Origin of the sequence: Novosphingobium organovorum (assembly GCF_022832435.1) — a bacterium.
Lineage (GTDB): Bacteria > Pseudomonadota > Alphaproteobacteria > Sphingomonadales > Sphingomonadaceae > Novosphingobium > Novosphingobium organovorum.
In genome coordinates this window covers 14,507-37,720 of sequence record NZ_JALHLF010000037.1, presented here as the reverse complement: position 1 = coordinate 37,720, position 23,214 = coordinate 14,507, and the positions used below count along the sequence as shown (strand labels likewise).

The 23,214-nt window shown below is 67.6% G+C and carries 23 protein-coding genes; 12 read left to right on the top strand and 11 right to left on the bottom strand.

Annotated elements, in window-relative coordinates:
• Positions 1–382 precede the first annotated feature (382 nt).
• From MTR62_RS11000 to MTR62_RS10980, 5 genes are all read left to right on the top strand, one after another.
• Positions 383–574 (top strand): YgaP family membrane protein, encoded by a 192-nt coding sequence (locus MTR62_RS11000; RefSeq protein ID WP_244020761.1) that lies wholly within the window; start codon positions 383–385, stop codon positions 572–574.
• A 51-nt stretch (positions 575–625) separates the two neighbouring features.
• Complete coding sequence (gene serS, locus MTR62_RS10995; protein ID WP_244020759.1) at positions 626–1,906, top strand: serine--tRNA ligase; 1,281 nt, start codon at positions 626–628, stop codon at positions 1,904–1,906.
• Between the two features lie 137 nt (positions 1,907–2,043).
• Positions 2,044–2,808, top strand: a complete 765-nt coding sequence (gene surE, locus MTR62_RS10990) for a 5'/3'-nucleotidase SurE (RefSeq protein WP_244020757.1) — start codon at positions 2,044–2,046, stop codon at positions 2,806–2,808.
• On the top strand, positions 2,805–4,073 hold the full coding sequence (locus MTR62_RS10985) for a LysM peptidoglycan-binding domain-containing protein (protein ID WP_244020755.1): 1,269 nt from the start codon (positions 2,805–2,807) through the stop codon (positions 4,071–4,073). The genes surE and MTR62_RS10985 overlap by 4 nt, the downstream gene beginning before the upstream one ends.
• A gap of 10 nt (positions 4,074–4,083) precedes the next feature.
• Entirely contained in the window at positions 4,084–5,139 is a 1,056-nt protein-coding gene (locus MTR62_RS10980; protein WP_244020753.1) for a potassium channel family protein, read from the top strand.
• A gap of 6 nt (positions 5,140–5,145) precedes the next feature.
• Here MTR62_RS10980 and MTR62_RS10975 read toward each other — a convergent pair whose 3' ends face one another.
• A complete protein-coding gene (locus MTR62_RS10975) occupies positions 5,146–5,538 on the bottom strand; it encodes a DUF1761 domain-containing protein (protein ID WP_244020751.1) in 393 nt (130 codons plus the stop codon).
• A gap of 50 nt (positions 5,539–5,588) precedes the next feature.
• Entirely contained in the window at positions 5,589–6,089 is a 501-nt protein-coding gene (locus MTR62_RS10970; protein ID WP_244020749.1) for a hypothetical protein, read from the bottom strand.
• 115 nt (positions 6,090–6,204) lie between these two features.
• Here MTR62_RS10970 and rimO point away from each other — a divergent pair, with 115 nt between their 5' ends.
• A complete protein-coding gene (rimO, locus tag MTR62_RS10965; RefSeq protein WP_244020746.1) occupies positions 6,205–7,602 on the top strand; it encodes a 30S ribosomal protein S12 methylthiotransferase RimO in 1,398 nt (465 codons plus the stop codon).
• A 419-nt stretch (positions 7,603–8,021) separates the two neighbouring features.
• Here rimO and MTR62_RS10960 read toward each other — a convergent pair whose 3' ends face one another.
• Positions 8,022–9,227, bottom strand: a complete 1,206-nt coding sequence (locus MTR62_RS10960; protein WP_244020744.1) for a PAS domain-containing protein — start codon at positions 9,225–9,227, stop codon at positions 8,022–8,024.
• 262 nt (positions 9,228–9,489) lie between these two features.
• On the opposite strand from MTR62_RS10960, the gene MTR62_RS10955 reads away from it, so the two are divergent.
• From MTR62_RS10955 to MTR62_RS10940, 4 genes are all read left to right on the top strand, one after another.
• Positions 9,490–10,251, top strand: a complete 762-nt coding sequence (locus MTR62_RS10955) for a competence/damage-inducible protein A (RefSeq protein ID WP_244020742.1) — start codon at positions 9,490–9,492, stop codon at positions 10,249–10,251.
• On the top strand, positions 10,241–10,888 hold the full coding sequence (locus MTR62_RS10950) for a hypothetical protein (protein ID WP_244020740.1): 648 nt from the start codon (positions 10,241–10,243) through the stop codon (positions 10,886–10,888). The genes MTR62_RS10955 and MTR62_RS10950 overlap by 11 nt, the downstream gene beginning before the upstream one ends.
• Before the next feature lie 179 nt (positions 10,889–11,067).
• A complete protein-coding gene (locus MTR62_RS10945; RefSeq protein ID WP_244020738.1) occupies positions 11,068–11,760 on the top strand; it encodes a YitT family protein in 693 nt (230 codons plus the stop codon).
• 235 nt (positions 11,761–11,995) lie between these two features.
• The gene (locus tag MTR62_RS10940) at positions 11,996–12,475 is read left to right on the top strand and encodes a hypothetical protein (RefSeq protein WP_244020736.1); all 480 of its coding nucleotides are present in this window, start codon (positions 11,996–11,998) and stop codon (positions 12,473–12,475) included.
• Positions 12,476–12,587: 112 nt separating this feature from the next.
• Here the strand turns inward: MTR62_RS10940 and MTR62_RS10935 are convergent, their stop codons facing one another.
• The 7 genes from MTR62_RS10935 to MTR62_RS10905 form a co-directional block, all read right to left on the bottom strand.
• On the bottom strand, positions 12,588–13,430 hold the full coding sequence (locus MTR62_RS10935; protein ID WP_244020733.1) for a TorF family putative porin: 843 nt from the start codon (positions 13,428–13,430) through the stop codon (positions 12,588–12,590).
• Between the two features lie 320 nt (positions 13,431–13,750).
• Positions 13,751–15,313 carry a SulP family inorganic anion transporter gene (locus MTR62_RS10930; RefSeq protein ID WP_244020726.1) on the bottom strand — a complete coding sequence of 521 codons (1,563 nt, stop codon included), beginning with the start codon at positions 15,311–15,313 and terminating at the stop codon, positions 13,751–13,753.
• A complete protein-coding gene (locus MTR62_RS10925; RefSeq protein WP_244020724.1) occupies positions 15,310–15,999 on the bottom strand; it encodes a carbonic anhydrase in 690 nt (229 codons plus the stop codon). Before MTR62_RS10925 ends, MTR62_RS10930 begins: the two co-directional genes overlap by 4 nt.
• 71 nt (positions 16,000–16,070) lie before the next feature.
• Positions 16,071–17,462 carry an ATP-binding protein gene (locus MTR62_RS21690; RefSeq protein WP_244020722.1) on the bottom strand — a complete coding sequence of 464 codons (1,392 nt, stop codon included), beginning with the start codon at positions 17,460–17,462 and terminating at the stop codon, positions 16,071–16,073.
• A gap of 23 nt (positions 17,463–17,485) precedes the next feature.
• Entirely contained in the window at positions 17,486–18,235 is a 750-nt protein-coding gene (locus MTR62_RS10915) for a response regulator transcription factor (RefSeq protein ID WP_244020712.1), read from the bottom strand.
• A 158-nt stretch (positions 18,236–18,393) separates the two neighbouring features.
• Entirely contained in the window at positions 18,394–18,684 is a 291-nt protein-coding gene (locus MTR62_RS10910; RefSeq protein ID WP_244020709.1) for a hypothetical protein, read from the bottom strand.
• Between the two features lie 156 nt (positions 18,685–18,840).
• Complete coding sequence (locus MTR62_RS10905; RefSeq protein ID WP_244020707.1) at positions 18,841–20,298, bottom strand: GGDEF domain-containing protein; 1,458 nt, start codon at positions 20,296–20,298, stop codon at positions 18,841–18,843.
• Positions 20,299–20,832: 534 nt separating this feature from the next.
• Between MTR62_RS10905 and MTR62_RS10900 the strand changes: the two genes are divergently transcribed.
• Complete coding sequence (locus MTR62_RS10900; protein WP_244020705.1) at positions 20,833–21,330, top strand: hypothetical protein; 498 nt, start codon at positions 20,833–20,835, stop codon at positions 21,328–21,330.
• 220 nt (positions 21,331–21,550) lie between these two features.
• Positions 21,551–22,702, top strand: a complete 1,152-nt coding sequence (locus MTR62_RS10895; RefSeq protein WP_244020766.1) for a glycosyltransferase family 4 protein — start codon at positions 21,551–21,553, stop codon at positions 22,700–22,702.
• A gap of 30 nt (positions 22,703–22,732) precedes the next feature.
• Here the strand turns inward: MTR62_RS10895 and MTR62_RS10890 are convergent, their stop codons facing one another.
• The gene (locus tag MTR62_RS10890; RefSeq protein ID WP_244020703.1) at positions 22,733–23,182 is read right to left on the bottom strand and encodes a hypothetical protein; all 450 of its coding nucleotides are present in this window, start codon (positions 23,180–23,182) and stop codon (positions 22,733–22,735) included.
• Positions 23,183–23,214 lie beyond the last annotated feature (32 nt).

Genomic DNA, 23,214 nt, shown 5'->3' with positions numbered 1-23,214 from the left:
CCGGCGCGCCGCGGCGCCGTCGCTGCGCGCCCATCAGCGCCCCGGCGCCATCGGCACGCGCTCGTCCGCAGGGCCGCGCATCCGGTCCTGCCTCAAGCCAAAACCCCGATCGAGCGGATCGAGCACCATCGCGTCCATTCCCTTGTTCGAAGCCCCAAACCAAGCGTGCGCTGCAACGCTTCGCTCCGGGACCGGCGCGCGCATAGAGCCCCCTGCGCGTCCCGACAATATCTCCCTTCATCCCGTTCGCGCCTGAATTTGTGTACGAGGGGGCGAATTTTTGCGCATCCCGGCGCTTGACCCACATCAATGCGTCACGCGCAGCGGCGGCAGAGCCTATCCGGGACGGCGCAAACGCCGCCTGAAACGGGAGCCCCTATCCATGTTCAAGAGCAATGTCGGCGGCATCGACCGGGTGCTGCGCATCCTTATCGGCGCGGGGCTCATCGCGCTCGTCTTCGTCGGCCCGAAGTCGGCCTGGGGCTGGATCGGCCTGATCCCGCTTCTGACCGGGCTGCTGCGCACCTGCCCGCTCTACAGCGTGATCGGGATTTCGAGCTGTCGCACCCGCTGAGCCCCCTTCGGCGCTTGCGCGCTGCGGCCTGAAACGGCATAGCCCCGCGCCATGCACGATATCCGTCTCATCCGCGAAAACCCCGCTGCCTTCGACGCCGGCATGGCGCGCCGCGGGGTCGAACCGCAATCCGCCCGGATCCTCGAACTCGACGAGCAGCGCCGCGCGCTCGCCACCCGCGCGCAGGAAGGCCAGAGCCGCCGCAACGAGGCCTCGAAGGCGATCGGCAAGGCGATGGGACAGGGCGACACCGCCACCGCCGAGGCGCTCAAGGCCGAAGTGGCCGCGCTCAAGGACAGCCTGCCCGCGCTCGAGGCCGAGGAAAAGGCGCTCGCCGCCCAGCTTTCCGACATCCTCGCCGCGCTGCCCAACACCCCCTTCGAGGACGTTCCCGAAGGCGCGGACGAAAACGACAACGTCGAAGTGACCCGGTGGGGCACGCCGGGCACATACGCCTTCACCCCGCGCGAACACGCCGACATCGGCCCCGCGCTCGGCCTCGACTTCGAGACCGGCGCCAAGCTGTCGGGCGCGCGCTTCACCTTCCTCAAGGGCCAGATGGCGCGCCTGCACCGCGCGCTCGCGCAGTTCATGCTCGACACCCAGACCGCGACCAACGGCTACATGGAGTGCAACGTGCCGCTGCTGGTCAAGGATGAGACCGCTTACGGCACCGGCCAGCTGCCCAAGTTTTCCGAGGACCTGTTCCAGACCACCGACGGGCGCTGGCTGATCCCCACCGCCGAAGTGAGCCTGACCAACGCGGTTGCGAACGAGATCGTCGACACCGCCGCGCTGCCGCTGCGCATGACCGCGCTCACCCCCTGCTTCCGCTCCGAGGCGGGCGCGGCCGGGCGCGACACGCGCGGCTTCATCCGCCAGCACCAGTTCGAAAAGGTCGAGCTGGTCACCGTGTGCCAGCCCGAGGACAGCGCGGCCGAACACGAGCGCATGGTCGCGGCGGCCGAAGGCATCCTCCAGGCGCTCGAACTGCCCTACCGCAAGGTCCTGCTGTGCACCGGCGACATGGGCGCGACCGCGAAGAAGACTTTCGATCTCGAAGTCTGGCTGCCCGGCCAGCAGGCCTACCGCGAGATCAGCTCGATCTCCAACTGCGGCGATTTCCAGGCCCGCCGCATGAACGCGCGGTTCAAGCCCGATGGCGCGAAGAAGACCGAATTCCTCCACACGCTCAACGGCTCCGGGCTGGCGGTGGGCCGCACGCTCGTCGCCGTGCTGGAAAACTACCAGCTCGAAGACGGGTCGGTACGCGTGCCCGAGGCGCTCAAGCCGTGGATGGGCGGGCTCGAGGTGCTCCAGCCGATCGGCTGAGCGCAGCGCTCCTGTAGGAACGGGCACGGGCCGGGCGGGACCCGTGGCCGGCCGGTCCGGGCAGAGCGACGAAATGAAGCGTGGGCAGGACAGGTTGTCATCTGGCCTGCCCTGCAAAAACATGGTTAAAGAACCGCATGCGTATCCTGCTCACCAACGACGACGGCATCAACGCCCCCGGTCTCTACGTGCTGGAAAAGATCGCCGCCCAGCTTTCCGATGACATCTGGATCTGCGCGCCGAGCGAGGAACAGTCGGGCGCGGGCCACTCGCTCACGCTGACCCGGCCGGTGCGCCTGCGCGAACACGCGCCGCGCCGGTTCTCGGTCTCCGGCACGCCGACCGATTCGGTGACCATGGCGCTGCGCAAGGTGCTGCCCCAAAAGCCCGACCTGATCCTTTCGGGCGTCAACCGCGGCGCGAACCTGGGCGATGACGTGACCTATTCGGGCACCGTCTCGGCGGCCATGGAAGGCGCGCTGGCGGGGATCCCCTCGATCGCGCTGAGCCAGGTCACTTCGCGCGAAGGCGCGGGCAACGACGTCGACTTCTCGGCCGCCGAAGCCTGGGGCGCCAAAGTCCTGAAAGCGCTGATCGAGACCGAATTCGCGCCTCGAACGCTCATCAACGTGAACTTCCCCCCGTGCGCGGCGGACGCGGTGAAGGGCGTGCGCGTGGTGCGCCAGGGCTTCCACGACTACGCGCGCGGCTCGCTGATCGAAGCGGTCGATCCGCGCGGATTTCCTTATTACTGGTTCGGCCTGCACGGCATAGAACACACCTTGGGGCGGAACACCGACCTCGAAGCCACAGCGGAGGGATACGTGTCGGTCACCCCATTGCAGCTCGATCTCACGCACGAGGCCTCGCTGGCCCGTCTCGCCGCGCGGTTCGAGGCATGAAGCGGCTTGCCCGGCTGGCGCTCGGCGCCGCGCTGACCGCCCCCCTGCTCGCCGCTCCGGCCGCGCTCGCCGCACCGGCTGGCGAGGAAACCAGCCACGTCGTGGGCTCGGGCGAGACTCTGAACGGCATTGCCAACCGCGCCGGAGTTCCCGCCAGCGCGATCGCCGAGGCCAACCACCTGACCGCGCCCTATGTCGTCAAGCTCGGCCAGACGCTGACCATCCCGCGCCCGGCCGCGCCCTCCTCCCGCGCGGCAAGCGCGCCGAGCGGCCCTGCCGCCACCGCCACGCGCTACACGGTGACCTCGGGCGAAACGCTGGGCGGCATCGCCAACCGCACCGGCGTCAGCGCGCAGACGATCGCACGCGCCAACAATCTGGCGGCGCCCTATGTCGTGCGTGTGGGCCAGACACTCGCCATCCCGCGCGACGAGGCTCCGGTCCGTAGCGCCGCGCGCACGATCGAGACGGCAGCGCCGTCGCGTTCGCCCACTCCTTCGGCCCCGCCCGCCAACACGGCGGACAGCTACACCGTCAAACCCGGCGAAACGCTGGGCGGCATTGCCAACCGCACGGGCGTTTCGGCCAGCCTTCTGGCTGAAACCAACGGCATCCAGCCGCCTTTCGTGGTCAAGGTCGGCCAGACCCTGCGCATTCCGCGCAAGCGCGAATACACCGTGGGCGCCAGGGACGACGGCTTCTCGGTCGCCCTTCAGGCTGGCGTGCCATGGGACCAGATCGCGCTGGCCAACGGCCTTTCGCCACAGGCCACGCTGCGCCCTGGCCAGAAGCTGGTGATCCCCACCCTGATCGATCCGGCCAAGGGCGCCGCCGCGCCCGACCGCATGGCCTCGGCCACCGCCACGCCCGCCGCTCCGGCCCCCACCGCCAGCCGCTTCGCCTGGCCGGTCAACGGCCCGATCGACCGCGCCTTCGCGACCGGCACCAACTATCACGACGGGATCGACATCAAGGCCGCCAAAGGCACGGTGGTAAAGGCCGCCGCCGCCGGTACGGTGCGCTTTGCGGGAATGGAAAAGGAGCAGTTCGGCAACCTCGTGGTGGTCGACAACGGCGATGGCTGGTTCACCGCCTACGCCTTCCTCTCGCGGATCAACGTCAAGAAGGGCGATCGCGTCACGCTCGGCCAGCGCGTCGGGCTCGTCGGCAGCACCGGCCTTGCCAAGGGCAACGAACTGCACTTCGAAATCCGCAAGGACGGCAAGCCCGTCAACCCGGTGGACGAACTGCCCAAGGCCCCCTAACCTTCGCGTCATGCCAAAGACGCCGCGCCGCAGCCCCAGGCGCCCGCCGCCCGCCCTGTTCAAGCCGCTGCGCCGCGCGCTCGCGGTGCCGGTCTGGGCCGACGTCGCGCTGCGCATCGGCGCGGCGCTCGGGCTGATCTCGATCGTCGTGCTGGTTCACTGGCTCGACCGCGACGGCCTTCGCGATGGCTACGACAACACCGTCAGCTTCCTCGACGTCGTCTATTTCACGATGATCTCGATCACCACCACCGGCTTTGGCGACATCGCCCCGGTGAGCGACAAGTCGCGCCTGGTCGAAGCGGTGATCGTCACCCCGATCCGGCTCGCGGTGATCTACATCTTCGTGGGCACGGCCTACAACTTCATCATCAAGCGCAGCTGGGAGACATGGCGCATGAAGCGCATCCAGGAACGCCTCGAAGGCCATATCGTGGTGCTCGGCTACGGGGTCAGCGGCTCCGAGGCGGTGGCCGAACTTATCGCGCGCGGCACCGACCCGTCGACCATCGTGGTAATCGACCCCAGTCCGGCGCGGCTCGCCATGGCCGAGCGTGCGGGGTGCAACGTGCTCGAAGGCGATGCCACCCGCGACGAAACGCTGACCGCGGTGCGCATCGCGCGCGCCAGCACGGTGCTGGTTTCAGCCGGGCGCGACGATACGACGATCCTCATCATCCTCACCACCCGCCATCTTGCCCCCGAAGTGCCGATCACGGCGGTGGTGCGCGCGGACGACAACGAACTGCTTGCCCGCCAGGCCGGGGCGGACAACGTCATCAACCCGGTGCGCTTCACCGGCCTGCTGCTCGCCGGCTCGGCCGAAGGGCGGCACATTTCAGACTATCTCAGCGACCTCGCCTCGGTCAGCGGACGGGTGCAGCTGGTCGAGCGGCCGGTCGCACCGGGCGAAGTCGGTATCCCGCTTGCGGCGATAGCCTCGGGCAAGGGCCTGCGGATCTACCGCGCCGGCGCCGCGATCGGGTTTTGGGAGGCGGACGCCGAACGGCTCGAACCCGGCGACGTGATCGTCGAAATCACCGCCACCGGGACAGGCCTGCCCTGAGCCATTTCAGCCCAGGAGCCAGAACACCGTGCCCATCGCAAGGTAGGTGACCAGCCAGAACAGGCAGTCGAGCGCGCGCCGGTCGCTTTCGGTGCGCAGGCGCGTGTGCGTCAGCCACAAGGACGGCATGACGAAGGCCAGCGCGATTCCGCCGGTCTGCATGAAATAGAGCCAGGGCTTGACCGCGAGCGTCTCCGCCCCGATCCGCGCAAAGGCATGGCCGAACATCGCAGCGGCAAGAAAGCAGGCAAAGACCACGCTGAGCAGGTTCATCACCCGCTTGGCCGGGCGCGGCGCGATCGAGCGGCCATCGCGAAACGGCATCCCGTTCCAGACCAGGCCGAGGGCGACGCCCAGCACCGTCGCAAGGCCCACCGCCAGCCAGTTTACAGGACCCATTTCACTTTCCTTCCATAGACTTGAGCGTCAAAGTCCGGCTCCACGCGCCATCACGCCCAGGTCAGCCGTGCCACAAATCCAACCGGCGCGTCCATCCATTCGCACCCAAACTGCGTCAAAGCCTCGCGCACCCTGTCGAGATCCTCGTCGCGCAGCGCGGGCAGCGGCACGTGCGAGGCCGCGCAGCCCGCCTGCGCCATCGCGCCAAGCGCCGCATTGTCCCCTGCCCCCGACCAGGCATCCGCCTCGAAGCATTCGACCAGCCGCTCGGCCTGGAGCAGTTCGACGATGATGTTCTGGGGGACCTGCGCGCGGGCGGCGCTGGCATGTCCGGCTTCACACGCCAGCCGCGCGAGATCATCGGGGTGGTGCCCCTCGGCCAGCAGCCCCCAGAAACCCCGTTTCAGGCCCAGCCCGCGTTCGACGAAGAAATGGACCGCATCGTGCGGCAGGATACCCTTGTGCACAACCTGCGCTTGGGCACGCGAACCGTCCGCCCGCACGATCGCGACACGATCGCTGCCTCGTCCCTTGGTAATCGCGATTTGCATGGCGTGATGGTCCCTTCCCGGCCGCGGCGCGCTTCCCGGCGCACCGGGGGTGCCTGGCCCCGAACGGCTTTTTCGTGACAACCGCGCGCAATACGCGTATCGGGCGCCGATTCCCATGGCTATTGAAATCCCCTCTCCGCCCAAGGTCGGCATGGTCAGCCTCGGCTGCCCCAAGGCACTTGTTGATTCCGAACGCATTCTCACGCGTCTGCGCGCCGACGGCTATCAGATGAGCGCGGACTATGCCGGCGCCGACGTGGTGCTCGTCAACACCTGTGGCTTTCTCGATTCGGCGAAGGAGGAAAGCCTCGCCGCGATCGGTGAGGCGATTGCCGAAAACGGCCGCGTGATCGTGACCGGGTGCATGGGCAACGAGGCCGAGGCGATCCGCGCCCGCTTCCCGCAGGTCCTCGCCGTCACCGGCGCGCACCAGTACGAGGATGTGGTGGGCGCCGTACACGATGCCGCGCCGCCCGAACTTTCGCCCTATGTCGATCTCATCCCGCAGGCGCGCGGCGGCGAATTCGGCGAGGATGGCGGCGTCAAGCTAACCCCGCGCCACTACGGCTATCTCAAGATTTCCGAAGGCTGCAACCACGCCTGCTCGTTCTGCATCATCCCTTCGCTGCGCGGCAAGCTCGCCAGCCGGCGAATCGATGCGGTGCTGCGCGAGGCGGAAAAGCTGGTTCAGGCCGGGACGCGCGAGCTGCTCGTCATCAGCCAGGACACCTCGGCCTATGGCGTCGACGTGCGCCACGAGGAACGCGCGTGGAAGGGCAATCCCGTGCGCACCCACATGACCGACCTCGCGCGCGAGCTGGGCCAGTTAACCGACGCCAGCGGCCAGCGCCCCTGGGTACGCCTGCACTACGTCTACCCCTATCCGCATGTCGATCAGGTCATCCCGCTGATGGCCGAAGGGCTCATCACGCCCTATCTCGACATTCCTTTCCAGCACGCCGCACCCTCGGTCCTCAAATCCATGAAGCGCCCGGCGAACGAGGCCAAGGTGCTCGACCGGCTGCGCGCCTGGCGCGAAATCTGTCCCGATATCGCGATTCGTTCGAGCTTCGTGGTCGGTTTCCCCGGTGAGACCGAGGCCGATTTCCAGTATCTGCTCGACTGGCTCGACGAAGCTCAGCTCGATCGTGTCGGCGCGTTCCGCTTCGAACCGGTCGAAGGGGCCAGCGCGAACGACCTGCCTGGCGCCGTACCCGAGGCGGTCAAGGAAGAGCGTTACGCGCGAATCATGGAGAAGACCGCCGCGATCAGCGCGGCCAAGCTCCAGGCCAAGGTCGGCCGCGTGCTTCCCGTCATTATCGATGAAGTTGGCGAGCCTGACGACGATGGCGACATCGGCGCGACCGGACGGTCCGAGGCCGATGCCCCGGAAATCGACGGCAACGTCTACTTGCGCGACGTCAGCAGCGATCTCAAGGCGGGCGACATCGTCCTCGCCCGGATCGAGGACGCGGACGAGCACGACCTGTTCGGCGCCATCACCCCGGCATAGGACTTTGGTACAATGCGGCGATAACTCGGAGTCATTCCGGGGCCGTCACACTGCGCCAAAATTTCGTATTATTGTTTAATTTCAATTCGATATGCAGTGCAGTTGCATTTTACAGTGCACGAAGCGCATGAATTGATTGCAAGAAATGCACCTATCGCCGAATTTTTCGCATTTGCGGCACGGCCAGTGTTAGCGCATACAGACTAGGCCTTTCAGGCATCCTCTCCCAAAAAACTTCCAAAGGCTGGCCTCTCGGGCCGGCCTTTTTTTTGCGCCTGCGCGGCGGGATGGCAGTCCTTGCGCGCCGTGATGACTGTTCACGCACGCGATGACACTGGCGTTACAGACAGGCGATCTCCAGCCTTTTCCGGTCCATTTTCATGGGGTCTTCCTGCGCCCTGTGCCGCTTCATGCACTGGCTAGCCGATCTGGACGCGGGCCTCGTCAGGGGCCTCGTGCCGCACCGCGTCGGCGACCGGGCCCGCCTGCCCGACCATGACAACGCTGACGGTTCTCCCATCGGCGTTGCGAATCGGGTGGAACGAGGCGGTCAAGACCGGCCCCTCGCGCTCGCCGGGCGGCGCGCGCAGGGCCAGTTTGCCGGTCAGCCCCTCTCCCTCCACCAGCGCGCCCCACCAGTGCGCGCCGCGCGCTGCGATCAGGCGATCGAGCGCGAAGACCTGCTCGATCCGGCGCCCGAGAATCTGGCGCGTCCGCACGCCCGCCACGGCAAGGAAGCGCGCGCTGGCATCGCGGATCACGCCATCGACGTCGAAAGTGACCACCGGCTGGACCGAGGACAGCGCGTCGATCTGCTGGACGTGCTGCAGGTTGTCCTCGAACGTGCTGGTGATGTCCTGTGCGAACTTCAAGATGCGCTCGACCTGCCCGTCGCTGTCGCAAATCGGGTTGTAGCTGGCCGAAATCCACAAGCTCTCCCCCTCGCGCGACACGCGGCGATAGATCCCGCTGTGGTGGCGCCCGCTGCGCAGGATCTCCCAGAACCGCGCGTATTCGGCCGAAGCGGCGTAATCCGGCGCGCAGAACAGCGTATGGTGGCGCCCGATGACCGCATCGGCTTCGTCCCCCGCGTACCCGAAGAGACGAAGGAAGGTCTCGTTGACGGCGAGAACCGTGCCGTCGAGGGCGAATTCGGCAATGCCGTTGGTCTGCGCCAGCGCCTTCAATTTCGATTCCGATTCGGCCTTGAGCGCCTGCGCCAGGGTCACGTCGATCGCCACCTTGAGAATGCGCCGAACCTCGCCCTGGGGTGAGAGCACCGGGACATAGACCGCCTGGAACCACACCACGCTACCGTCAGCCTTGCGCCGACGGTGCACCTGATCGACGAAACGCCCGGAGCGCAGACGCGACCAGAATTCGGCGTATTCCCCCGACTGCGCGTAGTCCTCGAAGCACAGGCCCCGGTGGCTTTGCCCCTTCAACTGCCTGAGCGTGTAGCCCATGAGCTGCAGGAAATTGCGGTTCGCGTGGAGAATGCTCCCATCGGGCGCCATTTCGAGCAGGCAGAACGAGGAATTGATCGCCGCCAGACGGCTGGCGATCGACCAGTCGCCCTCGAGCGCGTCCGCCATGTCGCCGACCCTGCCCTCTCCTGCCGTCATGCCCTCCCTTCCCTTGCCGATCACTCCGAGCGGCCCCGGGGCGGACCACACCCCCGAGCCTCGCTCCAACGGCGCGCCCACATCGCGTTTGCGCGGCCTCGTGAGGTGCAAGGTTAGCGGATTGCCCTCCAACATCCCCCTGCCTCTCCCATAAGGACATCTGCGCAGGAGCGTTCGAACGGGGTTGGCGCCGCACGGTCGCCGCCAATTCTGCAACCGCGAAGGGCTGGAAGCGGACCGCCATTTCGCCTAGCGATGGGGGATGGCAAATTCTTCGCGAATCTTCACGGCCGCCCTCGTCGTCATCGGCGACGAAATCCTCTCCGGCCGCACGCACGACAAGAACATCGCGCAAGTCGCCGCCTGGCTCCAGGTCCAGGGCATCCGCCTGAAGGAGGTGCGCGTGGTCGCCGACGATACCCCGGCCATCATCGAGGCGGTCAATATCCTGCGCGCGCGCAACGATTACCTGTTCACCACCGGGGGCATCGGCCCGACCCACGACGACATCACCGTCGATGCGATCGCACAGGCGCTGGGCGTGCCGGTCATCGTCCACCCCGAGGCGCGCGCCATCCTCGAAGACTATTACACCACCCGGGGCGGGCTGACCGAGGCGCGCCTGCGCATGGCGCGCACGCCGCAAGGGGCCAGCCTGATCCCCAACCGCTACACCGGCGCGCCGGGCATCCGGGCTGGAAACGTGTTCATCATGGCCGGCGTGCCGAGCATCACCGCCGGGATGCTCGAAGCGCTCACCGGAACGCTCGAAGGCGGCGCGCCGCTGCTGTGCGAGACGATCGGGTGCTGGGTGGGCGAAAGCGAAGTCGCCGATCTCCTGCGCGAAACCGAAAAGGCGCACGAAAGCTGCCAGATCGGCTCCTACCCGTTCTGGGGCGAAGGCCGGACGGGGGCCAATTTCGTGATCCGCTCGATCGATCGCGAGCATCTCGCCGCCTGCACCCGCGCGCTCGTCGAAGGGCTTGGCGCGCTTGGCCGCGAGGCGGTACCGGGTGGGATTTGACCCCGGCTTCGCTCGGGCTGCCACGCCCCTCCTGGCCGCAACGCTCGCCGCAACCGGCTCGGCCACGCCGCTCGCCGCTCCGGCCAGCCCGACGCACACCCCGGTGAGCGCCCCGATGAACACCGCCGCCGCCTCGCCGCAAACCCTTGCCGCGTTCGAGGCCATGCTCTCGAGCCATGACAGCGCCACGCTCGCGCTCGAACAGTGGTGCGCGCTGCATCACCTGGGCACCCCGGCCACGATCACCGCGCATTCGCGCCCGATGCAGGCCGTGCCCGCGCAGGGCCGCCCCGCCAGCCACCTCAAGCCCGCCGCGCACGAAAGCATCGCGCTGCGCCATGTCGAACTGCGCTGCGGCGCCACCGTGCTTTCCGTCGCCTGGAACTGGTACGTGCCCGAGCGGCTGACCAGCGCGATGAACGCGACACTGGCCACCACCGATCGCCCGTTCGGCAAAGTGGTCGCCCCGCTCGGCTTTCACCGCGTCGCGCTGGCCCGCGTGGCCGGGCCGGCCGGGACCTGCCCGCGCGATACCATCTCGACCCACCAGGCCATGCTCGTCCTGCCCGACGGGCGGCCGCTGTCCTATCTGGTGGAGTGCTACACCCCGGCCAATCTTCACCCTGCGGCCCGCTGAAACCCATCCTCCCCGCGCCGGGTTTTCGCTCCGAAACACATTTCGAGACTTGCGTGCATGCGCCATTATAAACTAATATGGCGAAATAATCATACAACGGGAATGGATGGCATCGAAGCAGCTTGGGTACAGCGGCTTGCGGGAAAGGCGTAAGTTCGAACCGGGGGAGGATTCGCGTTGTGACCGAGCAGAGCAAGACCATGGTGGACCAGAGCACCGCGGCGGATGAGGCGATGGCGCCCGAGCCCACCCGCGCCCTTGCCGGAGCCATTCCCCACGCCACCCCGCACAGCCTGTTCGAGGATGTCTACGCGCTGATCGTGGGCACGCTGCTGCTCTCCCTGGGCGTGGTTATCCTGCAAAGGGCGCAACTGGCGACCGGCGGTGTCGCCGGGCTCGCGCTGACCTTGCGCTACATCACCGGAATTCCCGTCGGCCTGCTCTACGCCGCGCTGACCCTACCCATGCTGGCGATCACCATCCGCGCGATGGGACACGGCTTCCTGATCAAGACGCTGATCGTCACCTTCGGGGTCTTCGCGCTGACAGCCCTGGCGCCGCATGTCTTCCAGATTGCGCAGATCAGCCGCCCGGCCGCCGCGATCGTGGGCGGTACGGTGATCGGCATGGGCGCGCTCGCGCTGGCCCGCCACGCCGCCGGTTCAGGCGGTTCGGGCGCGATCGTCCTGTGGCTTTACCGCACGCGCGGCTGGAACGCGGGACGCACGCAGATGACTTTCGATGCCTGTGTGCTGCTGTTTTCGCTCATCAGCCTCGACCTGGAACAGATGCTCTGGTCGCTGCTCGGCGTCGCGGCGACGGGGGGCATCCTCTACGTCTGGCACCGGCCGGGGCGCTACACCGGATACTGAACGCGCGCGGCACCAGCTTATGGGCCGGTTTACCGGCAATTGTATCAAACCATGCCCAATTGCCGCACTGCGGCACCGCGAGAGCGGGGTTGAGCCCCCTTTTCATACAATTGCCGACACTAATGAACGCTGTCTGCCAGACCTGATCCCGCTGTGTTCAGCCCGGTTGCCCTAGAAGAGAGGCAACAGGGGCTCACCGGTTACTTCACCGCCCCCAGCACAGGAGTTGAGGATCATGACCATTTTCAAGAAGACCATTCTCGCCGGCACGCTGGCGGCCACCGCGATCGTTTCGACCAGCCCGGCGATGGCGCGCGATGCCTACCGCGGGCACGACAACACCGCCGCCGTCGCGGTGGGCGCCGGGATCCTGGGCGTTGCGCTAGGCGCGATCATCGCGTCGAGCAACTCCGATCGCTACTACGACGATGGCTATGCCTACGGCTACGGTCCGGCTTACGTGAGCGGTTGGGAATGGCGCGACGGCTACTACTGGGACGGTGACGGCCACCGCCACAGCCGCGACGAATACGCCCGTTACGCCCGCGGTCCGCAGGGCGGCGAGCGCGGCCGGGGTGACTATGCCCAAGGCGGTCCCGACCGGGGCGGCGACCATGGCGGCGACCGCGGCGGCCAGCACGGCAACGATCGGGGCGGCGAGCGCGGTGGCGGTGATCGCGGAGGCGACCACGGCGGCGGCGGGCGGGGCTTCTGAGCCCTCCTACATCCGATAACGGCCGGGCCACCTCCTCCCGGCACAAAGAACCCCCGGCCGCCTGCGCGACCGGGGGTTTTCGCTTAAGCGGCCAAAGGCCTGCAGCGCGGGTTCAGAACCCCGCCGAGACCGAGAACACCACGGTCGATCCCGCGATCGAGGAGCCGTTCTTGCTGGAGGAGAAATTGGGCTTGAGATAGGCCGTTTCCGAAGCCGACAGGTCGGTGTCGATATAGGCCACGCTCAGCGTCACCGGGCCCAGCGCGAGGTCCGCACCCAGGCTCCAGTCGAGGTATTCGCCGGTCGGCGCAAGGCTCGTCCCCCAGGGACCCAGGCCCTTGTTGCCGTTCGAATAGCCCAGGTGCGCGTTGAGCGTGAGCGGCGTGTCGGGAATGGCCGAGCTCAGCTCACCGTGGATGTAGAGATTGTCGCTCTTGGCGCCGGGATTGTCGTAATCCTCGGACGCGGCGCTGTTGTACCAGGGCCCCAGCGCTTCCTGCTTGGGCGCGTAGTTGACGCCCAGCGTCGCGCTGGCCGGCCCCAGATCGCCCGAGAACGAGAGGTAGAATTCGGCAAAGTCGGTCGTGTCGAGGCCGCCGGGGTACATGATCCAGGTAAGCCCCATGTCCGCGCTGACCCCGCTGCCGATTTCGGTGCTGTAGCCCGCGTAAAGGTCCAGTTCGGTGTTCGAACCGCCAAAGGTGCCCCAACCGGCCAGGTTGGAACCCCAGGTTCCAGCATAGACGCCGCTTTCGTGCGCTACCGAGATCCCGGCCTGGATCGCCATTTCCTTGTCGGTCATCGAGACGCCGCGATAGCGGTAGTCGGTGGTAACGGTGGCTTCGCCGGAGAAAGTGAAAGGCTTGGCCGCTTCGTCCTGCGCCGCGACGGGATTGGCCAGGGCAAGGCAGGAAGCCGCAAGGCAGGCCGCGCCTGCAAGCATACGAATGGTCATTTCTGGAACGTCCCTCATATTCTATGTGGTTTTTCACGTTCCATCCTGCGGCTCCCCTGCCGCGACCCGCTACGTGGCGGCCGCGTTTCAGGACAGCAAGGGCAGGCCTAGCGCATCATTTCTTCGCGATACTTGCGCGAAGGTAACAAAGTGTTGCTCTGCAATCTACCGACACGCGCTGATACCAATGCGCCGAAAAACGGGCCGCAACCGGACACCCCAGGCGCGCAGCGGCGCCGTGTGTCAGGTTGCGGCCCAGGATAATGCCGGCGGCCGTGAGGGTCCCGCCGGCATCGTGTCCTTATGCGGCGCCTATCGGCTCAGCCGCCGAGCGGCCGCAGGATCGCCTCGGACCCCGTGATCCGGTCAGCATGGCCGCGTTGGCGGCGCCGCGAGATCCATTCGCTGAGCGTCTCGGCGGTGGTGTGGTCCATGCCGCGCACGCTCCCCAGATCGAGGTGGACCGGCTTGTCGTGCGGCTGACGCTCGAGCACCGAGTTGAGGCGGGTCAGCCCGACGAAGGTCGCCGCACCGTGCAGCGCCACGCGCGGCCCTTCCTCTTCCTCGTGCTCGTGCACCTTGAGCCGGATGTCGCGCACGTGGGGCAGCAGTTCGATCACCGAGAGCGCAAGGCCGACCAGCACGCCGGTCAGCAGGTCCGTGGTGACCACCAGAACGAACGTCACCGCCCAGATCGCCGCGGGCAGATACCCGTGGTTGCGGTAGAGGTGCGTCACGTGCTTGAGGCTGACGAGCCGCCATCCAGTGATGACCAGCACGCCGCCGAGCGAGGCCATCGGCACTTCGCGCAGCAGCCAGGGCAGCAGCGCGATGAAGCCCAGGATCCAGATACCGTGCAGCATCGTCGAGAGGCGCGTGCGCGCGCCCGCCTGGACGTTGGCCGAAGAGCGCACGATGACCCCGGTCATCGGCAGCGCGCCGACCAGCCCGCACAGCATGTTGCCGATCCCCTGCGCGCTCAGCTCCTTGTCGTACTTGGTGCGCACGCCGTCGTGCATGCGATCGACCGCTGCGGCCGAGAGCAGCGTCTCGGCGCTGGCGATAAAGGCTATGGCCAGCGCGGTAATCATCAGCGCGGGGCTTGCCAGCGGGGCGAACCAAGCCGCGCTGGTGGGCAGCGCAAAGGCCGAGCCGATCGATGCAGGCACCTCGATACGCGCCACCGAAAGCCCCATGGTCCAGGCCACCAGTGTCGCGGCCAGCACGCCGAGCAGCGCGCCGGGCACCAGCGCAAGCGCCTTGGGCCGCAGCTTTTCCCAGCCCAGCATCACCACGATGGTCAGCAGGCCAAGGCCCAGCGCGATTTCAGTCGAACTGGCGTTGGCCAGATCGATCCCGAACACGCGCCCCGGAATGGCGGCCAGGTTCGCCGTCCCGCTCGATGCCGGCTTGGCGTCGAACAGGATGTGGAACTGGCCGATCACGATCAGCGCGCCGATCCCGGCCAGCATTCCGTGGACCACCGCCGGGCTGATCGCGCGGAACAGCCCGCCCAGCCGCGCCCAGCCCGCCACGAGCTGCAACACGCCCGCCAGCAGCAGAACCGGCCCCAGCGTTTCGAGCCCGTGCTCGCGCACGAATTCGAACACGATGACCGCAAGCCCGGCCGCCGGGCCCGAAACCTGGAGCGGGGAGCCCGCGAACAGGCCCACCACGATGCCCCCGATGATCCCGGTCACCAGCCCCTTTTCGGGCGGGACACCCGACGCGATGGCGATCCCCATGCACAAGGGCATGGCGACCAGGAAGACGACGATCGAGGCGGTGAAATCACGCCCGAAGTGCGCGAAGAGACCGCCCGCGCCATCGCCCGATCCGGCCGGCGCCGCATCGGGCGCGGACGAGGAAGGGGCCGCGCTCATTCCGCCGCCTCGGCCAGCTCGCTGGCGATGCGGCTGCGCGCGGCAAGCGCGACGGGCAGGTCGCGGTCTTCGCGCAGCGGCACGAATTCGCCGGTCTCACCGTCAAGGCCGAGCACCTGCCCGGCGTGGATATCAACGAACCAGCCGTGCAGCGTGATCTCGCCGCGCGCGATGCCCGCCGCGACCGAGGGGTGCGTGCGCAAGTGGCTGATCTGCGCGATGATGTTCTCCAGCGTGATCGCGCGCACACGCTCCTTGCCGTCAAGGCCGTGGTGGCAGGTCGAGACGATGTGCTCGGCCGCCGCGCCGTGCTTGAGCCAGGCCGCGACATTGGGCATCGCCTCCAGCCCGGTGGGATCGGACAGCGCCTTCATCGCGCCGCAATCCGAATGGCCGCACACGATGATGTCGCTCACCCCCAGCGCCGCGACGGCGTATTCGACGGTGGAGGTCACGCCGCCGTTGAGCGTGGCGTAAGGCGGCACGATGTTGCCCGCGTTGCGGCAGACGAACAGGTCGCCGGGTTCGGCCTGCATGATCTGTTCGGGCACGATGCGCGAATCGGCGCACGAGATCATCAGCGCCTTGGGCGACTGGCCATGGGTCGTCAGCTTGCTGAACAGCTCGCTGCTGGCGGGAAAAATGGACTTCTCGAAGTGGAAGACGCGACCGATGAGTTCATTCACGTTTCGTCACCTTGTATGGTTGAACGGGCAACCCGGCCGACGTGAAGGCGGGGTTTGACGTCCAAGCTATGTCAGGTGATTGGCTGGCTGCGTGCGAGTGTGTTACGAAGTTTTGCTGCGACGCACCCAGCGCAACTGGACGTGCATTTTTCGAAACGAATCAATCTGTTCCAGAAACAGGAAGACGGATCGTGGCGCGCAGGCCACCCGTTTCGCGGTTCACCAGATCGAGCGTGCCGTTCTCCATGCGCACCGCCTTCTGGACGATCGGCAGGCCCAGCCCCATGCCCGCGGTATCGCGCGCGCGCGGTGTCGAGCCGCACGAAGGGCTGCATGGCATCGGCGATGCGCTCGGACGCGATGCCCGGCCCATCATCCTCGATCGCAATCACCACCGCATCGCCGTCCTTGCTCACCGTGACGTGAACGTTGCCGCCGTAATGCAGCGCGTTCTCGATGAGATTGGACAGCGCGCGGCGGATCTGCACCGGCCTTGCGCGCACCACCGCATGGCCCACGCCCGCGTAGGTCGCATCGGCGCCGTGATCGGCCGCGGTGTCGACCAGCGTCTGGGCCATCACCGCGACATCGATCCGCTCGCTCGCGATCGCCTCCCCGCCGGTATCGACATAGGCCTGAATCGATTCGATGAGCATGCGCATTTCGTCGACGTCGTGCGCGAAACCATCGCGCAGGTCCGGATCGAGCGCCGTGTCATCCAGCCGCAGCCGCATACGCGCGAGCGGGGTCTTGAGATCGTGCCCGATCGCCAGCATCGTCTGCGTGCGGTCCTTGAGCGACTGGTGGATGCGTTCCTGCATCTCGTTCACCGCGCGGATGAGCTGGCGCATTTCCTCCGGGCCACGCTCGGCGACGATCTGCGGCGGCCCCGAGCCGAACTGGCGGGTCGCCCCGATCACCGCGCGCAGAGGCCCCAAGGCCGCGCGCAGCAGCACCCAGGCCAGCGCCACCAGCAGCAGCGTTGGCAGGACGAGACTGATGAAGCGGCCTGCGGTCAACTTCCAGGCGGCGTTGGCATGGGTGTGGAACTTGAGCACGCTGCGATCGTCGAGCTGCATCGAGCCGCCGATATTGCCGCGTCCGGGCACTTCCTCCAGATGCAGCTCGATATCCGAGCGCGCCAGCACGGGCTCGAACTCGACCACTTGTGCGCGCAAGTTGGCGAGCCCCAGCGGGCCGCGATGGCGCTTTTGGGTATCGACCCATTCGAGCGTGAAGCGATCGGTGCTGAGCGCCTGGGCGATGCGCGGGCGCGTCTGCGCGCTGACCCGTTCGAGCGCGCGCGAGGCAAGCACCAGGTTTTCCGCGATCCGTTCGGCATCGTCGCGGCGCAATTCGAACGAATTGGCGCTTTCGAACAGCATCGTGTTCGTCGCGAAATCGACCGCGACGACGATCAGCAGCACCGCGATCAGGCGTTCGGGCAGACCCAGGCGTCGCACGTACGCCAGCACCCGCTCGCCCATCAGGCGCGCGCCACTTCCGCCCGGAACATGTAGCCCACGCCGCGCACGGTGACGATCGGCGAATCGCCGCCTTCGGTCTGGAGCTTGCGGCGCAGGCGGCTGACCAGCACATCGATGCTGCGGTCCGAACTGTCCCCGATACGCGAGCGCGACAGCTCCATCAGCCGCTCGCGCCCGAGCACGCGCTGGGGATAGCCCAGGAACGTGGAAAGCAGATCGAATTCGGCGCCGGTCAGATCGACGATCGCGCCATCGGGCGAGCGCAGCTCGCGCCGCGCCTGCGAAAGCTGCCAGCCGTCGAACACGATGGTATCGCCCGAGCGCCCCTCGCCCGTCAAATCGCCGCCGGTCTCGGCCGTGCTCGCCCCGCGGCGCAGCACCGCGCTGACGCGCGCGGCCAGTTCGCGGGTGCTGAAGGGCTTGGCGAGATAATCGTCCGCGCCCAGTTCGAGGCCAAGCACGCGGTCTTCCTCGCTCCCGCGGGCGCTGATGAAGATGATCGGAATGTCGCTCTCGCGGCGCAGGCGGCGGAACAGGTCGAAGCCACTGGTACCGGGCAACATGATGTCGAGCACGACGAGGCTGACCGGCGATTCGCGCAAGGTCACCCACATCTCCGCGCCGGTCGCGGCGGTGAAGACGTTGAAGCCGCTCTGGCGCAGCGCGCGGGCGGTCAGGGTGCGAAGCGCGCCATCATCCTCGACCAGGAGGATGGTTGCGGGGCCCGTGGGGAGCGGACTGGAAGACATAGGTGTAAGCGCTGTACTCATCGGCTTCGAACGTCGAACGGCAGGTCCTGATACTGCTCCTGCGGGAGCGAGGCAAACGGCATGAACCAACGCGTGCCGTCACGCTCCTGCCGGGACCGGATCGCGGCAGGAGCGTGGCAGGATCGGGGGCAGCCGCCTCAGTCGGCCTGGAGGCGCGCCTCGCCCGCATCGGCGTAGCGCACCGCGGGTTGCGCCGATGCGTTGGCGCGGGCCAGCGCGTGGCGGCAGGTGGCGTTCTTGGTCGGGTGCGGGAAGCAGGCCGGAGCGCGCGGCTCGAGCGCGGCCCCTTCGGCTTCCTCACCATGGGTGCGCGCGGCAACGACCCCCTTGGCGGCAAGAACCGGGCGCTTGGGATGGAGGGCGAGCGTGGGTTCGACGGTGGCCGGAAGCGCGAAGGCCGACGTGGCAATCAGGATGGCGGTAAGCATGGCGATACGTCCCTTTTCGTAATCTCTGGGATCGTATCTGGACACGCGCGGTGTCCCCCGCCCTTCCGGTTCGTAACGAAATGTTGCCAGATTGCGCAATTGCACGAAAACGCGCCGCAGCGGGCTTGCGCGGCGTTTCATCGGACAATCGCGCCGTCAGCCCCCCGCCCCGGCGCGAAGGTCCAGATCGCGGTGCGCGACGACACGGTTGCGCCCGCTGTTCTTGGCCGCATAGAGCGCCGCGTCGGCGTCGCGGTAAAGATCGCGGAAGGTCATGCCCGGCCGCGCGCTGGCAAGGCCGATCGACACCGTCACCGCCTGCCCGCCGGTCGCCTCGCCATGCTCGCACGCGGCGATCGCGCGGCGCAGGTCGTCGGCAAAGCGCAGCAAGGCAAACCCTTCGAGCCCGCCCACCGCCAGCGCGAACTCCTCACCGCCCAGACGGGCCACCCGGCAGGTCTCGCTGCGGCGCGTATCGAGGCACCGCGCGATGGCCACCAGCACCGCGTCGCCCGCATCGTGCCCGAAGGTGTCGTTGACCGCCTTGAACCGGTCGACGTCGAGCAGCAGCAACGCGAAATGCCCGCCCCGCGCTCCGGCATGGGCCAGCATGGGCTCGACCACATCCTGGAAACCGCGCCGGTTGCGCAATCCCGTCAGCGGGTCGATCCGCGCCAGTTCGCGCGCCTGCGCTTCGGCGCGCAGGGCCAGGTCGCGCTCGGCGCGCAGTTGCCCGCTCGCGCGCGAGGAGGCGACCGAGAGGAACAGGGTCTGCCACGCCGCCGCGCACAGGATCACGATCTGCGATCCCGCGCCGTAGAACCAGGTGTCGATGTCGACCAGCTCGATCACCGCAAGCGTCGCCATCGGCACCGCCCAGGCACCGACATAGAAGCGCGCCTCGCGGCTGCCCGCACGCCACCCCGCAACGAGGCACGCGCTGACCGCCAGCAGGTCGAGCAGCATCAGCGCGCCCAGTGCATCGCCCAGCGCGCCGAAGGGGCCGGAACGCAGCAGGCTGAGCGGAAGGCCCAGCGCCGCGATCAGCAGCGCCAGCGCCAGCGTCGGAACGCGCAGCCGCCAGGACAGGCAGCTCGCCTCGATCGCGGTCAGCACACTCAATGAGGCAAGCGCGACCGCCAGGCACGACAGCCCGGTGCAGATCTGCGCCGAAGGTGCCCCGGCCAGCCCCGGCCAGACGAACAACGCAAGCTGCGACCACAGCGCGCCCCAGGCCACCATGCACACCGCCCAGCCCGCCTGCCAGATCGAGAAGCTGAACCGGCTGCTCAGGGCAAGCGTGAAATTGAACAGCGCGCCCACCGCAAGCAGGGTCATCGCCGCCCCGATCAGTCCGGCCAGCAGGGTCGATTCGCGGCTCAGTTCGGCGCGGTCGATCAGCCGCAGCCGCAGCAAGGACGCGCTGGCCGGACGATCGAAACGCACCACCATCGCGCGCAAAGGCACGTCGCGCTGGGGAGGCTCGAACGCGATCTGCCCGCCCGCGCGCCAGTGCTGCCCATAGTGCCCGGCGCGCACCTCTTCCCGGCGTATCGCACCATCGGCATAGCGGAACCACACGGTCAGACGATCAAACCGCGAATTGCCGATCATCAACACCGGTTCCTGGCTGGCGCCCTCGGCACCCCCGGGCGTGATGCGATACCACAAGCTGGCATGCTGATAGCCGGAAGGCTCTCCTGCACAGGAAAACGCCGGAAGGCCCGGCACCGGGCCCGCGGCGACCTGCCGTTCGACATTCGTCACCGCGTGGCAGGCCTTGAGCGAAGCGGCGCCCTCCTGCGCGAGGGCCGCCCGAGGCCATCCGCACGCCAGGCTCGCAGCGACCAGCGTACACAAGAGCGCGCACAGAATCGATCGAGGCAAGGCAGGCAGGCGTGTCATCACCCCCGCTCCATGCACCCAAGCCGCTTCCAAATTCTTACCGCGCTATGGAATTTTACAAAATAGAGACGCAACATAGCGGTAACCGGCCCCGCCCTTGCGACACTCCGAGGGATGCATTGCAATGGGTTGCAACAATTCAGTCAGCATTCACGCCCGCGCCGCTACTCCAGACCCACCAAACCGGCCGAACCCGCCGTATTCGGCCCGTCTTTTTAAAGTCCACAAAGGGAGTGCGACATCATGAAAAAGGGATTGCGAGGGCTTGCCTTCAAGATCGGCCTTGGCGCGGCGGCCGGAGCCTGCGCGCTGGCGGGCGCAGCACCGCAGGCCATGGCACGCGACCACTATCGCGACGGCGGCGACACCGCCGCCATCGCGATTGGCGCCGGGATCCTGGGTCTGGCCGTGGGCGCCTCGCTGGCCGACCGCGGCGACCGCTACTACTACGACCGCAGCCGCTATTCGGCGCGCCGCTATGTCACGCTGCGCGACCGTCCGGGCTATTACTACTACTACGAAGGCTACCCCGACCGCTATTACCGCGATCGCTACTACACGCGCTATTACGCGCCGTACTACCGCGACCACTACCGTGAATGGGGCCGTGGCTATCGGGCCGACCGTCACTACGACCGGCGCGACCGGCACCACGATCGCGGCTACGATCGACACCACGACGAGCGCCGCCGTCACGATCGCGACTGGCACGACGATCGTCGCTATCGCGACCACCGCTGACACCACCACCCCGGCGAGGACGCGTGTGACCGGCAACGGCACGCTTCGCCCCGCCGGGGCTCTGGCGCGCGGGCCGCGCGTCAAGTCCCGGTGGGGCGAGGAAGAAAGGCGCGAAGCGCGCCGGAACGAGGCCTGTGCGCTACAAAAAGCGTCCTCGTCCCCCGCGCGCGGACAGAGCCCCCTCGCCAAGAGCGCCGGGGGCGGCTATGGCGCGCCCACCATGGACATTGCCGATCTTCGCATCGCCCTTTTCTCGGGCAACTACAATTACGTTCGCGATGGGGCTAACCAGGCGCTCAACCGATTGGTGGAGTACCTCCTGCGCCAGGGCGCCCAGGTGCGCGTCTACGCACCGGTGGTCAAGGAACCGGCCTTCGCGCCGACCGGCGACCTCGTCGGCGTCTGCGCGGTGCCGATCCCCGGCCGCGCCGAATACCGCATCCCGCTCCTGCTGGCGGGCAAGGCCAAGCGCGACCTCAAGCGCTTTTCGCCCAACATCGTCCACGTCTCCTCGCCCGACCCGGTCGGCCACCAGGCGGTAACCTGGGCGCGCCACCGCGATCTGCCGGTGCTGGCCTCGGTCCACACCCGCTTCGAGACGTACCTGCGCTACTACAACATGGCCTGGGGCGAACCGGTCATCGAGGCCGTGCTGCGCCGTTTCTATCGCCGCTGCAGCGCGCTCGTCGCGCCTTCGGAATCGATGGCCCAGCTGCTGCGCGAGCAGCGCATGAACTACGACGTGACGATCTGGTCGCGCGGGGTCGACCGCGAGGTGTTCAATCCCGCCCGCCGCGACAACGCCTGGCGCCAGTCTCTGGGCATTGCCGACAATGACGTCGCGATCGGCTTTCTGGGCCGACTGGTCATGGAAAAGGGGCTCGACGTCTATTCGGACACGCTCGACGACCTGCGTCGGCGCGGCGTGCCGTTCAAGGTGATCGTCATCGGCGAGGGTCCGGCCCGCGAATGGTTCGAGAGCCGCTTGCCCGATGGCGCCTTCGTCGGCTTCCAGCAGGGCGCGGACCTGGGCCGTGCGGTCGCCTCGATGGACCTGCTGTTCAACCCTTCGGTAACCGAGACCTTCGGCAACGTCACGCTCGAGGCGATGGCCTGCGCGGTGCCGGTGGTAGCCGCCGCAGCGACCGGCAGCCAGAGCCTCGTCGCCGACGGTGTCTCCGGCCGCCTGGTACCGCCAGGAGCCGTGCGCCAGTTTGCCGAGGCGATCCGCGCCTACATCGAAAACCCGGCGCTGCGCCTCGCGCATGGGGCTGCGGGCGAAACGCGCGCGGCCGATTTCGACTGGGACAAGATCAACCACGCCGTGGCCGACACCTACCTGCGGCTGATCCGCCAGAAGGCGAAAGGCTGAACAAGCGGGCCTTGGGGGCGGAACGCTGGTTCAGGCGTTCCGCCCGCGTGCCAGTACGCCACGCTGGCGCATGCGGATCGCAAAGCCCAGCAGCCCCAGCGCGACGCACCAGATCGCCCCCGTCATGACCCAGTCGACGACGCTGTGCGTCAACGCCTCGGGCACCGTGTCCAGCGCCTGATAGAGGGTCGTTGCGGCAAGCCCGGCGAGCGAGAGCAGGAACGCCATCACCGCCCGGCCCGAGCGCACCAGCAGCAGCAGCGATCCCGCCAGACCACCCCACACCCCCAGCCCCCAGCAGCCGACCAGCCAGAGCGGAAAACTGTCGACATAGGCGACCATCTCGGTCGGGAAAGCGGCAAGATAGGCGCTGTCGCGCGTGACCGTGCGGGTAAAATCAAGGCAGCCATAGGCGTTCCACAACGCCGCCAGCAGGGCGATGATCCAGTACCACAAGGGCGCTTTTGCCTGCCCGCTCATCGTCGCCTCCACGCCCGCGCCACCATGGCCGG